This window comes from Xanthomonas sp. NCPPB 3174, from assembly GCF_056725205.1.
Map to the genome: position 1 here is coordinate 2,373,385 of NZ_CM161517.1, position 17,103 is coordinate 2,390,487.

General features: G+C 67.2%; 8 protein-coding genes. 7 read left to right on the top strand and 1 reads right to left on the bottom strand.

The genetic code is table 11. The features are described 5' to 3' along the window. From AC1PK7_RS10585 to AC1PK7_RS10615, 7 genes are all read left to right on the top strand, one after another. Positions 1–1,083 carry an ATP-binding protein gene (locus AC1PK7_RS10585; protein ID WP_481100748.1) on the top strand — a complete coding sequence of 361 codons (1,083 nt, stop codon included), beginning with the start codon at positions 1–3 and terminating at the stop codon, positions 1,081–1,083. A 14-nt stretch (positions 1,084–1,097) separates the two neighbouring features. Continuing rightward, positions 1,098–3,413 carry a DUF5682 family protein gene (locus AC1PK7_RS10590; RefSeq protein ID WP_481100749.1) on the top strand — a complete coding sequence of 772 codons (2,316 nt, stop codon included), beginning with the start codon at positions 1,098–1,100 and terminating at the stop codon, positions 3,411–3,413. Further along, positions 3,410–4,591 carry a VWA domain-containing protein gene (locus tag AC1PK7_RS10595; protein WP_481100750.1) on the top strand — a complete coding sequence of 394 codons (1,182 nt, stop codon included), beginning with the start codon at positions 3,410–3,412 and terminating at the stop codon, positions 4,589–4,591. Before AC1PK7_RS10590 ends, AC1PK7_RS10595 begins: the two co-directional genes overlap by 4 nt. A gap of 445 nt (positions 4,592–5,036) precedes the next feature. Continuing rightward, the gene (locus tag AC1PK7_RS10600) at positions 5,037–6,788 is read left to right on the top strand and encodes a Hint domain-containing protein (RefSeq protein WP_481100751.1); all 1,752 of its coding nucleotides are present in this window, start codon (positions 5,037–5,039) and stop codon (positions 6,786–6,788) included. After that, on the top strand, positions 6,785–7,123 hold the full coding sequence (locus AC1PK7_RS10605; RefSeq protein WP_371182087.1) for a hypothetical protein: 339 nt from the start codon (positions 6,785–6,787) through the stop codon (positions 7,121–7,123). The genes AC1PK7_RS10600 and AC1PK7_RS10605 overlap by 4 nt, the downstream gene beginning before the upstream one ends. Next, complete coding sequence (locus tag AC1PK7_RS10610; RefSeq protein WP_481100752.1) at positions 7,120–8,688, top strand: Hint domain-containing protein; 1,569 nt, start codon at positions 7,120–7,122, stop codon at positions 8,686–8,688. The genes AC1PK7_RS10605 and AC1PK7_RS10610 overlap by 4 nt, the downstream gene beginning before the upstream one ends. After that, positions 8,685–9,026, top strand: coding sequence for a hypothetical protein (locus AC1PK7_RS10615; protein WP_420009814.1), 342 nt, complete (start codon positions 8,685–8,687; stop codon positions 9,024–9,026). The genes AC1PK7_RS10610 and AC1PK7_RS10615 overlap by 4 nt, the downstream gene beginning before the upstream one ends. Positions 9,027–9,073: 47 nt before the next feature. Here the strand turns inward: AC1PK7_RS10615 and AC1PK7_RS10620 are convergent, their stop codons facing one another. After that, positions 9,074–17,101, bottom strand: coding sequence for a Tc toxin subunit A-related protein (locus AC1PK7_RS10620; RefSeq protein ID WP_481100753.1), 8,028 nt, complete (start codon positions 17,099–17,101; stop codon positions 9,074–9,076). Positions 17,102–17,103: the final 2 nt, after the last annotated feature.

Below are 17,103 nucleotides of genomic sequence, written 5' to 3' on the forward strand. Positions count from 1 at the left end.
ATGAGCACTGCCGTCCTGCGCCAGCACGCCGAACACCAATACGCCGAGGAACTGGAGGAACTGCGCCGTCAGGACAGCCGCCAACGGCCCGCCAACTGGTTGCTCTCGCCCTGGGCCGTGGTCACCTATCTGATTGGCGGCACGCTGGAGAACGGCTTCGTGGTCAGCCCCAAGTACATCGGCGACCGCCGCCTGATGGAAGTGGCCGTGGCCACCATCGCCACCGATCGCGCCCTGCTGCTGTTCGGCGTGCCGGGCACCGCCAAGTCGTGGGTCTCCGAGCACATGACCGCGGCGATCAGCGGCGATTCCACGCTGCTGGTGCAGGGCACCGCCGGTACCAGCGAAGAGCAGATCCGCTACGGCTGGAACTACGCGCAGCTGCTGGCCAACGGCCCCAGCGAGAAGGCGCTGGTGCCGAGCCCGCTGATGCAGGCCATGCGCCTGGGCAAGATCGCCCGCATCGAGGAACTCACCCGCATTCCGGCCGACGTGCAGGACGCGCTGATCACCGTGTTGTCGGAAAAGACCCTGCCGATTCCGGAACTGGGCAGCGAAGTGCAGGCGGTGCGCGGCTTCAGCGTGATCGCTACCGCGAACAACCGCGACAAGGGCGTCAACGAACTGTCCAGCGCACTGAAGCGACGCTTCAACACCGTGATCCTGCCGGTGCCGTCCAGCGAGGAGGACGAAGTGGCGATCGTGCGCAAGCGCGTGGCCGAAATGGGGGCGGCGCTGGACCTGCCGGCCGAACCGCCGGCGCTGCAGGAAGTGGCGCGCGTGGTGCGCATCTTCCGCGAGCTGCGCAATGGCGTCACCGAAGACGGCAAGGCCAAGCTGAAGAGCCCGACCGCCACGCTGTCCACGGCCGAGGCCATTTCGGTGATCAACAACGGCATGGCCCTGGCCGGCCATTTCGGCGACGGCGTGCTGCGCCCGGGCGACATGGCGGCCGGCATGATCGGCGCGATCGTCAAGGATCCGGTGCAGGATGCGCTGGTGTGGAAGGAATACCTGGAAACCGTGGTGAAGGAGCGCGAGGACTGGAAGGACCTGTACCGCGCCTTCCGCGAGCAGGCCTGAGCGGGCCGGCGCCGATGAGCGACGCCATCTCCCTGTTCGGCATTCGACACCACGGCCCCGGCTGCGCGCGCAGCCTGGTCGCCGCATTGACGGCGCTGCAGCCGGACTGCGTGCTGATCGAAGGGCCGGCCGGCACCGAGGCGTTGCTGCCGCACGTGCTGGAGGAGGGCATGCAGCCGCCGGTGGCCCTGCTGTCCTACTGCGTCGACGACCCGCAACTGGCGGTGTTCCATCCCTATGCGGCGTACTCCCCGGAGTGGCAGGCCATGCACTGGGCGCTGCACAACGGCGTGCCGGTGCGCTTCATGGATGTGCCGCCCGCCTTGACCCTGGAATGGCAGGCGCAGGCACGTGCCGAGCGTGCGCCCGCGCAGATCCACGACATGCCGGAGCAGGCGGACACGCCGCTGCCGGCGCCGGACGCTGCCGACCCAGCCGGGGAGGGGAGCGCCGAGGTGCGTTCGTCCGATCCGCTGGACTGGCTGGCGCGCGCCGCCGGCCATGCCGACGGCGAGACCTGGTGGAACCACATGGTGGAAGAGCGCGGCGACGGGCAAGGCCTGTTCGATGCCATCGCCGAGGCCATGACCGCGGTGCGCGCACACACGCCGGATCACCCCGGCCTGCGCGGCGAACACGAGGCCGTGCGCGAGGCCCACATGCGCAGCGCGCTGCGCAGTGCCGGCAATGCCTTCGCGCGCGTCGCGGTGGTCTGCGGCGCCTGGCATGTGCCGGCGCTGCAGCCGGAGGCATTGCGCGCCAACAGCGCCACCGCGGACAGCCGCCTGCTCAAGGCCATGCCCAAGCGCAGGACGCAGAGCACCTGGGTGCCGTGGACCTATCGTCACCTGAGCATGGACAGCGGCTACGGCGCCGGCGTTGAAGCGCCGGGCTGGTACGACCACCTGTGGCGCAGCAGCGGCGTCCACGACCAGCGCGCCGTCGGCTGGTATGCGCGGGTGGGGCGCCTGTTGCGCGAGAACGGACTCGATTGCTCGTCGGCGCACCTGATCGAGGCCACGCGCCTGGCCGACACGCTCGCCGCCTTGCGTGGCCATCCAGCCCCTGGCCTGGAGGACATCGCCGAAGCCAGCCGCGCGGTCATCTGCAACGGCGACGATGCGCCGATGCGGCTCATCCGCGAGCGCCTGATGATCGGCGATGCCCTGGGACAGGTGCCCGACAGCGTACCGGCGGTGCCGCTGCAGCGCGACCTGGAGGCGCAGCAGAAGCGCCTGCGCCTGAAACCCGAAGCGTTGGAAAAGACCCTGGATCTGGACCTGCGCAAGGACACCGACCTGGCGCGCAGCCATCTGCTGCATCGGCTGCGCCTGATCGGCATCGAATGGGGCCGGCTGGCGCGCACCGGGCAGTCCGCACGCGGCACCTTCCACGAAATCTGGCAGCTGGCCTGGCAGCCGCACTTCCTGGTGGACCTGGTGCAAGCCAGCCGCCACGGGCAGACCCTGGCCGATGCCGCGTCCAGCATGGCCATCGCGCAGGCACGCAAGGCCGAGGCGTTGCCCGCGCTGTCCGCGCTGGTGGACCAGGTGCTGCTGGCCGACCTGCCGCAGGCGGTCAGCGCGATCGCGGTCGAACTCGAGGCCCGTGCCGCCACCGATGCCGACCCGCTGGCGCTGCTCGGCGCACTGCCGCCGCTGGCCAACGTGTACCGCTACGGCAATGTGCGCCAGACCGAGGGCCGCCAGGTCGCGCACCTGTTCGACAGCATGCTGGCGCGTGCGGTCGTCGGCCTGACTCTGGCGCTGTCCAGCCTCGACGAGGCCCGCGCCGAGCAGGCACGCGGCATCGTCCTGGACGCCGACCGCGCCATCGGCCTGCGCGGCGATGCGGACGGCAGCGGCAACTGGCGGCAGGCCTTGCGACGCGTCGCGCTGTCGCCGGCATGCAGCGCGCTGCTGCGCGGCGTGGCGCTGCGGCTCCTGTTCGACACGCAGGCGGTGCAGGCCGACACCGTGCAGGTGCAGCTGCAGCAGCAACTGTCGCCCGGTGCCGAGCCGCTGCAGGCCGCGCAGTGGCTGGACGGTTTCCTCAACCGCAACGCCACCGTGCTGCTGCACGACGACGCCGTGTGGCAGATGATCGACGCCTGGGTCGTGGCGCTGGACGAAGCACAACTGGTGCGCGTGCTGCCGTTGGTGCGGCGCACCTTCGCCGCCTTCCCGCCGGCCGACCGCCGCGATCTGGGAACGCGCGTGCGCCAGGCGCCGGTGGAGGCCACCGTGGCGGCTGTCGCCCCGGACTGGAACCTGGCCCGCGCCGAGCGTGCCCTGCCGACGCTGCGCGAACTGCTGGGATTGCCCGCATGACCGACACGCCATCCACTCCCGACACGCCCACCTCGCGCGCGCAGCGCTGGCGCCTGATCCTGGGGCAGGAAGCCGAATCCAGTTGCGGCGCCTTGCCCAAGCCGCTGCAGGGCATCGACCAGGCGCTGGCCGCCCTGTACGAACCCGACGGCGCGGGCGGCCTGGGGCGCCGCGGCGGGCGAGGGGCCTCCTCGCCCAACGTGGCCCGCTGGCTGGGCGACATCCGCCGCTACTTTCCGTCGTCGGTGGTGCAGGTGATGCAACGCGACGCCCTGCAGCGCCTGGACCTCACCCAGATGCTGCTGGAAAAGGAAATGCTCGAGCAGGTGCAGCCCGACGTGCACCTGGTCGCCAACCTGATCGGCCTGAGCCGGGTGATCCCGGCGCAGACCAAGGACACCGCGCGCATGGTGGTGCGCCAAGTGGTGGAGCGCCTGCTGCGCCAGCTGGAGGAACCGATGCGCTCGGCGGTAACCGGTGCCCTGGATCGCGCGCGCCGCAACCGCCGCCCGCGCCTGGCCGAGATCGACTGGCACCGCACCATCCGCAGCAACCTGCGGCACTGGCAGCCGGACCTGCGCACCGTGGTGCCGCAGGACCTGGTCGGCTACGGCCGCAAGGCCAGGAAGCCGCAACGCGAAGTGCTGCTGTGCATCGACCAGAGCGGCTCCATGGCCGCCTCGGTGGTGTATTCCAGCATCTTTGGCGCGGTGATGGCCTCGCTGCCGGCGGTGTCCACGCGCCTGGTGGTGTTCGACACCGAAGTGGTCGACATGAGCGAGCAACTGGACGATCCGGTGGACCTGCTGTTCGGCGTGCAACTGGGCGGCGGCACCGACATCCACCGCGCGGTGAGCTACTGCCAGGGCATCATCCGCGAACCGCACAACGCCATCCTGGTGCTCATCTCGGATCTGTACGAAGGCGGCGTCGAGGAGCAGCTGCTGGCGCGCGCCCGCGAACTGATCGAATCCGGCGTGCAATTCATCGTGCTGCTGGCCCTCAGCGACGAAGGCACGCCGTCCTACGACCGCGCCCTGGCGGCCAAGCTGGCGGCGCTGGGCGTGCCGTCGTTCGCCTGCACGCCGGATGCCTTTCCGGGCCTGATGGCCGCGGCGATCCGCCGGGACGACATCCAGCAGTGGGCGGGGGCGCAGGGGTTGGTGACGGTGCGGTGAGCCGAGGTCGGCGCGGGCTTCCGGGATCACCAGCCAAGCGCTGACGCCGCCGCCTCCTTGCGCGGCCACTGGCCTTGCCAGCGCCGCCGGACTGCCCCGCGTCATCCTGACTTGCCCGCCGAGGGCTGGCGCAGGACAGGGATGCATTGTCTACGAATTAGCGCACCACGCGTCGCCGCTGGCCGGTTGGGATCTGATTAAATGTGGCGACTTCACTAGGTAAGTGTCGTTGTGCTTGGGGTGGCCAACGATGCGCGTCCTGCTCTCCACGTTGCGCAGCCCCGTGCTGTAGATGCAAGACAGCGATCGCCATCGTGGCATCGTCTCGGCAAGGGGAAGCATTGCACTGGCATCACGGGACCGATCACGGTTTACCGGTCCTGCGCGGCCCTCTACACGTCTCAAAGAACCCCCGAGCCATGGTCCCTTACCAAGGAGCAAAGGTATGTTCTGGAGATCGACTCGTCTCTTCGGACTGGCACTTCTGGGCTGCGTCGCCGCCGGCGCCCACGCCGACACGCCGTCCGCGCTGACGGCCCAGGAATCGAAAGACCTGCAACAGCTGATCGCCAGCGCGCCGAAGCATGGCGAAGCGGCATTGATGGATTTGTCCAATCCCGCCCATGAACGAGCGTATCGGGCGCTGCTGCGGCTCAACGGCCTCACGCCCGAGAATCGACCGCACCTGTACAGCACGCTCGCGCAGGTAAAGGCATCGCAACAATCCCTGCGCGCGAAGGGCAAGGCATTGCCGGCGCTTTCACTGCGCAGCAGCGCCTTCGCCAACACCGATGCGCCGCTCAACGATTATGCCGTGCTGAACATCGGCACCAACGACTGGAAGACCATCGATTCCACCGCGTTCAGCACCATGTTCAACGGCTCGCATTACTCCAACACCCTGGTCACGGTCACGGACAACCAGGGCGAGGTGATCAAGAGCAATGTCGCCGAGGAGTGGGACGGCGGCCGCGACATGGCGGTGGACAGCGGACAGGGCGATAACAAGAGTGGTGGTGCGATCGATGTGCTCGGCGTCTACTACGGCGAAGACAGCACGGGCAAGCCGTACGGTCCGGTCTACGCGTCCATCGCCGGTGGCTATTACCCCAAGCAGATCAACAACGACAAGCCGGTCGTCACCACGACCAACACCAACGTGGTGATCTGCCTCAACCGCGCCAATCCGGATCCGTCGGCGCCGACCGCCTGCGATTACGGCCCCACCGATCCGGGCCGCATGCCGCCGAACATCAAGTTTCCCTTCAAGGGTTCCGTACAGTATTTCGGCAACATCGATGTCGACCCGAACACCGGCAAACCGGCCAAGGGCAGCTACAGCGTCTCGCTCTCGCTCACCGGCCGCACCACCGGCGGCAATTGCAAGCTGGTGGACATCGGCGATGCGTTCATGAAAGACCCCAACACCAAGATCAACGGCAACACGATCACCTGGGATCTGGAACCGGCCAACTTCGGAACCGTGTGCTGGCAGAACAACGAGTACTACACGCTGACGCTGGCGTTGATGCTCAATATCAACAAGGTGCCGGTGTGGGCGACCATCACCAACGCGCCCAACACCAAACCGACGGTTTCCACGCTCATCACCAAGGATCTGCAGCTGCAGTACGGCTGCATCGTCGAAGGCACGCCGATCCTGATGGCCGATGGCAGCACCAAGCCCGTGGAAGCCGTACAGCGGGGCGACCGGCTGCGCGGCCGGGACGGCAAGCCGGTGGTCGTCGAGTGGCGCACGAATGGCTGGGACACCCAGTCGGTGGAGTTGACCGACAGCACCGGCAAGCACGTGCGGCTGACCCCATTGCATCCGGTGGCGACGCGTCGCGGCATGGTGCAAGCGCGCGAGTTGAAGGTAGGGGATTCGCTCTATGGCCCCGACGGGGAGACGACCCTGGCCGCGGTCTCGGCGCAACAGGCGCCGAAGGCGTTCAACGTCTACAACCTGGGTGTGGTGGACGGCAAGGGTGCCTTCATCGCCCAGCGCGACCAGGCAAGTTTCTTTGCCGGCTCGCTGCTGGTCGGCGACGCTGCCGTCCAGGGCGAGTTGGCCCGTGCGATCGCCAACGCCAGCCGCGCCGGCAACCCTGCCCAGTTGCGCAGCCGCATTCCGTCCGCGTGGCATGCGGACTTCGACCACTGGGCAAGAGAGCAATCGGCATCGGTGAAGCCATGAGCGGCGCGCGCGACGGCGACACGTCGCCGATGGTGATCATCTCGGCCAGCTACGACGGATCGGAGGTCACGGTGACATGGCAGCCGTTCACCGAGGACAAGCTCACCGGCTACATCGTGACCCTGCTGCAGGTCGGCGTCGGCATGAACAACGTGCAGGTCAACGACCCCAGTGCGGTCTCCAAGACGTTCGGCGTCCTGCTCAAGGCTGGCGACGCGTACCAGACCTGGGTGACCCCGCTGTTGCGTCCCGGGTTTCCGGACGTGCCCAATCAGAGCAACGTGGTCCCGATTCCGTATCCATCCACGCTGGCAGTGCAGGGGAGCTCGACATGACCGCATGGAAAGGCAGTGCGCGGGTCGCCGCCGTCGTGGTGGCGGCCCTGCTGGCGGTGGCCCCCTGGGCGGCGTCGCGCGCGTCGGCGGCGACGAATCACGGTGGACTGGAGCCTGCTGTCCGCGCACGCGCGCTCGATCTGGACGATCCGGCGAAGCGACGCGCCTACCACGACATCTTGCGGCGCGCTGGCGTCAAGCAAGACAGCCCGCTGTACCAATGGACTGGTGCCAATCGCCGAGCGCCGGCTGCCGACGCAAGCGAGCCCGCCAGCGACCAGGTGTTCACGTTGCTCGGTTTCGGAAGCGATGACGCCGGCCAGAGCGTGTCCAGTGGCGCACTGTATGCCTCGAATGCCGACGTCTACAAGATCACGCTGACGCTGCTGGTCACCGATCCGGAGGGCAAGGTCGTGACCAATGGTGCGGTCGAGGTCACCGATCGTCCGTCGGCGGTGCTGAATGCTCCCAAGGGAGACAACCCGCAGCGCATGCCGCTCGATGCGCTCGCCACCGCGAGCGTGCTCTACAAGGACGGCTCGCACGCGGTCTACTATGTCAGCGGGGATGCTGCCAGCTATCCGACCAAACTCGACAACCTGGCGCCTGCCCTCAACAGTGCCGCACCCAACAACACGGAGGTGCAGGTCTGCGTCAATCGCGCCACGGCGGCGGGAGCTCCTGCGCCCGCCTGCAATTTCGTGCTTGCGACAGTCGATGCGGTGCCGGCCCTGCAACTGCCGGTCATCGGTTCGGCGCTCTTCGACGGCGACATCGACGTCGATGGCACCGGCAAGCCCAGCAAGGCCAGTGCGACGCTGGTGATGCTGGCAGCGGATGGCGTCTCGCCATGTCGCTTCGCCGAACTGGGTGAGGCCTTCTTCCGCGATCCGGGCACCAAGGTCGACGGAAAAAAACTCAGCTGGTCGTTCGATCCCCTACGCTTGGACAACGGCTGCGCGATCGCAGCGGGCGCGTACAGCTTCTCGCTGGTCATTGCGGTGAGCGTCCATGGCAAGCGGGCCTGGGCCACCGTGAGTAGCGCCGTGCAGGACGATACCGTCAGCACCCGCACGATTCCGCCGGTTCAGGTGGTCGCCGGGTGCATCGCCAAGGGCTCGAAGGTCACGCTTGCGACAGGAACCACCCGCGCGGTGGAACAGCTCAAGGTGGGCGACAGACTCAAGAGCCAGGGGAGCGACCTGGCCGTCGCCGCGATCGCATCGGGTACGCGCGATGCGTCGGTGACGCTGACGCTGGCCAGCGGCCAAAGCGTGCAGGTCAGCACCAGCCATGCCATTCCGACGCAGCGCGGTATCGTCCAGGCCCAGGACCTGCGGCTGGGCGACGTGCTGACCACCGGCAGCGGACCATCCCGGGTCACGCGGATCGTGGCCCAGGTGCTGTCCACGCCGATCCAGGTCTACGACCTGGTCCTGACACCGGCCAAGGTCGCGCAGACGCAGGGGTCGACCTATTACGCCGGCGGCATCATGGTTGGCGATGGCGCGATGAAGGCCGCACTCGCGAAGGCGAAGTCGCAAGCAACGGAGCAGCACCCATGAGCCATGACGACACAGGTCGCGACCGCCAGAACGCCCACCGCGCTGGCGCGGCTGCGGACAAGCCGATGGTGATCACGTCGACCTCGTACGAGGCCGACGTGGTCACCGTGAGTTGGGAGGCGGTGAACTACAAAGGGGGCGAGGGGTTCGTCATCGGCATCATGACGGGCGCCAGCAAGCTCACCAACTTCGAAATCGGCGATCCCAAGGCGACACGCAACCAGGTCGATTTCACCTGCGAAGCCGGCGGGGTGTATACCGTGGTGGTGGAACCGATCATTCGCGGCCGTCCCAAGGACGCCTTGAGCTCGGAGCCGGTCGGCATTCCCTATCCCTGAGCGGCCTGGTAACCGCCCTCCCGCAGGGGGAGGGCGACGGCAGGGCCTTACGCCGCCTCGCCGCTGAAGGTCAGCAGCAGGTAGATCCCGACCAACTTTGCCGGATCCAGTCCGTTCCCCAGCTTCAGTTCGTTCGGGATGTCGGCCCGCTGTACCTGCAGCATCCAGTTCGCCGTGGCATCCAGTGCGGCGTCGAACGCGACGGCGGCCGAGATGTTGTCTTTCGGAAAGGTCAGCGGCATCGGGTCGAGCACGCCCGGCACGGACAGGGTGATCGGCATAGGCCCGACAAAGACGCTGTTCGCCACCACCAGTTGCAGGTAGGCGCCCGAAAGGGTCAACGGCCCGTCGAGGTTGAACGGGAACAGCGTGCGCGGCACGCGGAACTGCAACGTCTGGGCAGCGTCGTCCGTGGCCGGATTCATGAAGGCGTACCAGGCGCTGGTGGACTGGCTCAGTTCCAGCAGGCGCGCGCCGGCGATCGTGCCGGGGAGCTTGCTGGCGACGGCCTTCTGAAACTCCTGGCCGCCGGCCAGCGCGGTGTAGTCGATCTGGACGATCACGTCGGAGATGGTCGCCAGGTCGAAGCCGTTCGTGCGCTGCGGCATCTCCAACTGCCATTGCGAGACCGCGCCGGTGCCTTCGAAGGGGACATAGCGGTCCTCGCCGGATTCGACGCCGACGCCGTTGTCGTCGACCGCACGCGAGATCGCGATCTGCTGCTGGCTGCGCCAGTTCAAGCGCAGTACGCTATCGACAGGGGCGGCCGTTTCTTCGCCAAGCAGGAATGCCACCGCGTCCGGATCGGCGCTCATGAGGATCGTGTTGCCGGTCTGGGTCAACAGGCCATGCAGATCCTGGTAAGGACCGACGACCGATGGAACAGTGACGGTGAGGTTCTGGATCTTGCGGCAGTAGTGCCCTGGATAGTCCAGGTCGAACAGCAGTTCGCTCAGCCCAAAGGTGCATTTGCCGGTGTTCTGCAGGTCCAACAGCGCCTTGGGATCCAGGTCGCGCAGGGAAATGGTCTTGGTGATGCTCAACCGCCGCGTGTTGCCGGACAGGAAGCTGCTCTCCATCTGGCTCAGGCCCAACAACAGGCCTTCGCCCGCCAGCAAGCCCCTCCGCCCGCTGTCCCAATAGCGGAAGTCCACGAACGTGGCAGTACTGTCCATTTCGTACTGATAGGCGCGCTGGGCCGCCATCGCCAGGTCGAAGGCGAGCTTGTACGTCTGGAAGTACAGCGCGGACAGGCGGGTGGACATCCAGTTGTACAGCTCGGCGCTGGTGAACTTGTCCAGAAGGAAGCGTTGCGTGTCGTCGGCCTGGGCGATCTGCAGGCCGTTCAACTGCAGGTCGCGTTGCGCCATCGCCACGCGCGCCTGCGCCGCCGCGATCTGACTCTGCTGCTGGCTGGCCTCATAGCCGGCCAACTGCGCCTGCAGCGACCATTCCTGGCTGCGCCGCTGATAGCCGGCAAGGACCGAACTGAGGGTCGAGGCGAAGTCGAAATTGCGCGAGACCGTCTCGAAGATGGCCGAAGCGGCATCGAAGGCGAAGCCGATCTGGATGCCGCCGTAGGTCATGGCAAACGGCGACCCGACGTTCGGCACCAGATGGGCCGCGCTGGACATCGCCCGCATGACACCGGACTGTGTCTGGAACACATTGGCCAGGGCCATCATGGCGATGTTGACTTGCTCGGCTGGCGACAGGCCCTCGTCGACGAGGTTGGCGTAGTAGTGCTGGCGATACACCGCCGATGCGTAGGCGGTGCGCAATCCCTCGAGGGACTGCTCGGCATCGACGACCTGCTGCTCCTTCATCTGCGTCGTGAGCGAGAGAACGACACGCTCCTGCATGTTCTGCAGCAGCGCCAGCGCCTCGGCGTCCTTCTTTTCCAGGGCGGCCAACAAAGCGCCACCGAAGCCGATCAAGGTCTGCGTCAACGATTTTGCCCGCTCGAGCATGGTGCGGAAGCGATAGCTTGGCCCCGCCGCCGGGCTGTGCCCCAGCACTTCCGGCAGTTGTCCCCCGTTTCTGGCCACGGCCGCGACCAGGGCGTTGGGATCCAGGGGCGGCTGGTAGAACGGGAGCTGGCGCACCACGCCGGCCAGGTTCATGCAATGGCGCAGCTTGTAGAGCCGGTCTTCGATGCGCGCCCAGTAGCCGACGAGGTCGGCGTTCTCTCCCACGCCGAAATAGGTCTGCAACAGGTTGAACGGGGCGGGGTTGTACTGGAACTGGGCCGGGGGCGCGACCGGCAGTGCCGTCTCCAGGTCGATCAGGAACTGCGGGATATCCTCGCCGTAGGTGTCGAGGATGTGTTGGAAATTGATCGGCGTCGGCGTGGGCATGCTGCCGCGTTCGCGCGGCTTCGGCCCGAGCAGGTCGTAGGCCATCAGATACAGCAGCAGCGCCTGGTTGAGCGATTCCTGCGTATCCAGCGCGAATTGCGCATCGCCCCAATCCAGCAGGTTGTCGATGTAGTGCATCACCATCGTCTTCCTGAAGGCGCTGGGACGCAGATCGGCGACGGAATAGGGGTCGAAGGGATGCTTGTTCCAGCGCAGGATCGCGGTATTGTCCGAGAGCTCCCTGGCCAGCGACGGCAGCGATGTGTCTTCGCGAAAGGGCTGGAACTGCCAGAACACCGCCGGCTGCGGCGCATCCGGATGCTGCACCGCTGCGGTCGGATCGAAGACGAAGTCGTACCAGCGCTTGGCCTCGGCGAAGCGCTGGTTGGCGTTGAGCATCGAGGCCAGCAGGAACGGGATGTGGAAGAAGACCTCCTCGAAGTAGGGTCGATACGCGCCGCTGAAATCGACCTGACCGCCGCACAGCACGTCCGGCGGGATCGTGTTGGGCGGAGGCGGCATGCCGTCGCCCTGCGGGTCGCAGGTCGCGGCGATGGTCGGCGTGGAACTGTAGAAACGGGTAAAGCACAACGCGCCGGCGCCCGGCGCGGTCTGCGTGGCATTGGACAGCAGCGCTTCGATCCCGCCGGCGAAGAGCGCGCGGTTCATGTGGCCCACGGCACCGGTGCTCAGGCGCGTGAACTGCACCACCGCATCCTGCACATTGATGGAGTCGTCCGTGTACGCGCCGCAGGTCAGGGAAACCTCGTCCGGCCCATTGCCCAGGCTCAGCGCATTGGGTGCCAGGCTGACGATCTTCTCGATCTGCCTGAGCGTGATGTCGGTGGTCGAGGCCAGGAATGCCTCATCGCCGTTGTCCAACACCCACCAGCCCGGCAGGTTGGCCACGCCGATCACCTGCGCCTGCCGGGACAGGCTGTACAGGCACGTGGTGGTGACACCGCCGGCATAGACGCGGTCATAGTAGTCCGAGCCTGCGGACAGCATGTTGTCGATCAGCACATTCGTGCTGGGAATGAGCAGGAACGTGTTCTGGTAGGCCGTGGCGCCGAAGGGCTGCGGTCCCTGGGAGTAATTGCCGAAGAACGCCCAGGCTTCGGTGATGTCCAGGGTGTCGTCGACCACGGCTGCCGGCAGCAGTTGCACCGAGCCCTGGGTGCCGGATGGCAGCGCATTGGCGACCAGCGAGGCGTTGTACACGCTGCGATTGAGCTGCGCGCGATCGGTCGCCGGATCCGGGCCAGGCGGATTGAGCGACGCCGTGGCTTGTGCCGTGTACGCATTGCCGAAGGTCACCACCAGGCGTTCGGTCGTACCGGGCTCGCCGGGTATCACGGTGACGTAGGGCCGATACCAGTATGGCTGGCCGACGTCGATGCCGGCGAGCGGATCGTCGCTGCCCGGATTCACCAGCGAGGTTTTGTAGGTGTCGGGCATCGCGTCGAAGACGATGCCGGTCAGCACCGGCTGCGGTGCCGTCCAGGTCTTGTCCAGGCGCTGGTAGGCGTAACGGATCGAGCCGCGCAGGCTGCTGACGTTTTGCTGCGAAGTGCCTTCCAGCAAGCCGACGCTGGCCTCTTCCGTCTCGACCCAGAACAGGAACAGGCGGCCGAAGGCGTGCGCGGGCGTCACCGTGGCTGCGGGAATCTTGAGGTCCACCTTGTGCCAGGCCGACCAGACCGCGCCATCCTCCATCGTGCGCAGGTAGTAGCCGAACGGCTCGTCCGAAGTGCGACCGACCATGATCAACTGATCGACCAGCTCACCGGTTTCCGGATCCGGCGCCGTGCAGTAGACCGAACCCACCGTCTGCAGCTTGGCCAGCTCGTCCAGCGCGGTGAGATACTGGGTGAGCGCGTTGGTCACCGATGCATCGGTGATCTCCCCCTGCTGCAACTGGTCGAGCAGCGCCGAAAACAGCGGCGTGCGCGAGCGCCTCAGCGTCGGGTCGATGTAGCTCTCCGGATAGAGGAAGACCTTGCGATTGGCTTCCCACACGCGGTAGCTGGACAGCCAGCTCCACGTGAGGTCGGAGATCTCGGCGCTGGTCACGCCCGGCTCCAGCGCCATGCGGCAGCGCTGCAGGTACATCTGCGCGGCCAAGGTCAACTCCAGAATGACCGTGGTGGTCGCGCAACTGCACGATTCCACGTCCATCAGCAAATATTCGCTCAGGCCGCGCGGCGAATCGACCATGGACACGTCCGCTTGCAGCAACAGCACCGCCAGGGCCACCAGCGCGCTGCGGCGGGTTTCGGCCACCGCGTCGTGGGCCGGCTGCGACATTTCCGCCCAGGCAGCGGTCCCGTACTTGGCCTTGAGCATGTCCAGTGCGGCCTGCGCCAGGGTGGCCCAGCGCCCCCAGGCCGCGGCATCGCCTCCCGACACGGTGGGCAACGGCAGTCGGGCGTAGCCGGCGCTGCGTGCCAGGGCCAGCATGGACTCCAGCTCCACGCCGGAACTGCCGGCGCGGTTGAAGCACACGCGCATGCGCTCGAGGCCGCGCAGGTCGTTGAAGCCCTCGTTGCTGCCCCATAGCGCCGCGATCAACGCCGCCGATTGCGCGACCGGCCATCCGCTGACCACCTGCAGGGCTTGCAGCTTCACGTAGGGCGGCTGCAGCGGTGCGAGCAGATAGCCGGCGATCATGAAGCCGGTGGTCGCGAACGCCTTGATCAGTCGCGCATACGTGCCCAGCAGGTACACGTCCTTCAGGTTGGGATGGGCGAGGTCGACGAAGCCGAACGCCCCCGGAATGAGGCAGGCCGTGCCCATGTCCTGCGCATTGATGCCCAGCTTGCCTGCGGCGTAGGCCAGGCGGTCGGCGTTGACCAGCGCATCGACCACGGCGGCGAGATCCACCGGCGGCGTCAGCAGCAACTGCTGCGGCACGCCCAGTTCGCCCAGCGTGAGCGAGGTCACCGCCTGGGCCATCTCGACCTTGTCCTCGAACAGCAGCGACAGCTGCGTGTAGATGCCGAGCAACTGCTCGCTCAGCGCGTCGCCAAGCACCGCCGCCGTGTGCACGATGTCGCCGCTGGCCTGCAGGAGAACGTTCTGTACGGCATCGATCTTCGACTGGCGCCTGGGATCGTCCGGGAAGAGGAAGGCCAGATCGGTTTGGCGCGTCACCTCCGCGGTCAGTCGATCCTCGGCGAGGATCCCGGCGACGGTCAGTCCGGCATGCGCCTGTGCGGCGTCGGCTTCGGTGAGCGGCTGGACCTGCAACAGCGCCACGGTGACGGGGAACAGCGCTGCCACCGTGCTGAAATCCGGTGCGCTCGGCAGCAGCACCACGCCGTCGGCGTCGATGCAGCCCAGGGCGACGAACGCCTTGAACAGTTCGGTCGATCGCTGCGCGTCGATGTTGTCGAACACGAACGACTGCCGTCCCAGCAGCCAGCTTTTGCCCAGGGTGCGCAGGGTGGCGAGAAACGGCGGAATCGTCTGCGGATCCAGGGCACCCGGAAGCTTGCCCAGCACAACGCCGTCGATGATGTAGCCGAGGTCGTCGAGCGACAGCCCGGCCTGGTCCACGGCGTCCTTGAAGGCGACCAGTGCGACCACGCCTTCCAGGCTGTCGGGAATGCCGTCGCCCAGCAGGTCGATCGCCTGCATCAGCGAGGGCAGCTTCAGCTTCAGTGCGCGCGACAACCGGGCCAGGGCGTAGAAACGCGACAGCATGGGAACGTCGAGCGTCACCGGAGCAGGTCCGCCGATCCGCGCCGCCAGCAAGCGCAGGTCGGCTTCGTTCAGCCGCAGCGCACCGGCCAGCCAGGCGAGCACGCGGCGGCTATCGGCATCATCGGCGTCGGGCGACCATGCGATCGGATCGGAGGTGAACAACGGATTGCCGGCGTACGTCGGGCGATACGGCGCGCCGTCTTCCAGCACGCGGGTGGTGTTGAACACGCGATCGAACAGGTCGGTCGGGCGGGCGTCGTTGCCACGGCCGTAGGTCTTCACCGTGGCGAACAACGCGCAGGCTTCGTCCAGCGGCAGGGCAAGCCGCGCCATCAGGCGAGACAGCGACGCAAGTTGGAGCAGGGCGGCCTCGTCGAGCCTGCCGCCTGCCGCGCAGGCGAGCGCCCAGTCGAGGTCGGCCGGCGTCCAGCGACATGTCGCTGCCAGCCGCATGAAGCGGTTGATGCGATCCAGCCGGTCCAGGCTCAGCCCGATGAGCAGGTCCAGGCTGTAGTTCGCATCGGAAAGGTCGCTCAGCACCGCAACCGGGGCGCCCTCGTTCGTCGCGTTGATGTAGAAGCGGCCCGCCAGGCCGCTGGCGATTTCCAGCGGGCTCAGATCCTGCGTCAACAGGGTCAGCACGCCGGGTGTGTCCGTCCCCGTCACCCGAGAGAACACCGCAAGCTGCGCCACGCTCTGCGGCGGGTAGGCGTGCGCGGCGACGCCGGTCTGGGTGGTGGGCCAGGGCGTATCCACGCGCAGCTCGGTCGCGCTGTCGACGCTGTTGACGACGCGCAGGACGCCGCCAGCATTCACCACCCAGCCGACGAGCGCGTCGGTGAATCCGGCGCCGGTCACGGCGAGTTGGCCCTGGGCGACCGAGACGCTTCCCAGATCGGTCGCGAGCGCGATGGGGGAGGGCGCGGTGGAGTCGGCGGGCAGGCCGTAGTACTGGGACAGCGTTCCCGCGGTGGTGTCCGCCGTCGTGACGATGACGCGCTGCTCTTTGCTCAGGCCCAACAGTTCGCAGGCCACGTCGATGGGCGTGGGCATGTCGCCCGCGCCGCCCTTTGCCGCCAGGAACTCCTCGTACACCGTGGCCAGCGACTGACCATCGATCTTCAGGGTGGCGCGCAGGCCCAGCAGATGCAGGTTCTGCGGCAGGAAGAACGGAAAGACCCGGGTCGCGATCGCATAGTCGGCATCGGCACCCAACGTGCCGCTCAAGCGCTTGGAGATGACCGCATTGACGATGTCGATCTTGGGTAGCGGATCGAGCGCGTTCGCGCCGGTCAGCAGGGTGCTGAACATATCCGGGCGCCGCGTGGCGAGCGCGTACGCAGCGTCGATGGCCGGGTTCCCGGCGACGATGGTGTCTTCGATCACGCGCATCAGGTCGACGAAATACGCCGACGGCCCCAGGACGGATTGATAGTCGGGCACTTCCATGTAATCCAGCGTGCCGAACAGCTCGATGTAGCTGGGCAGTTCGGCCGTCGCACCGAGCAGGGCGTCGCTTGGCCGCAGGTAGCGGTTGTCGCGCACGTGTGGCGCCAACTGATCGCGGAGCCTTGCCCACGCGTGGGTCACGCGGGTCTGGACGCTGCGGGCTTCGTCGTGGACGCGAGCGGCCTCTTCGGCCGAGCCCAGGCAATCGGCGTATTCGCTGACGAAGCGACGCCGCGGCAGCGATGCGATGTGGTGCGCGCTGATCAGGCCACGCGCTTTCAGGCTGTCGGCGTGGATAGGCGCGACCCCGATGCGCGCCATGCGTTGGTAATGATGCAGCGACGCCCGGACGGCAGCGTGTTGTTCACCCTCGAGTCCCAGCGCGGCCAGGGCATCGCCGTCCCAGAGGTTCAGCGTCAGCAAGGCTTGGCTGGACGTGCCAGCCGGCAACGAGGCCAACACCGGATGCGCGCCGGATACATCGGCGAGCGTGGTGCGCAACTGTGGCGCTGTCGCGGACCGACGTGCGGCGACGGAACTGCCTGGGACAGGGGAGTCGAGCATGG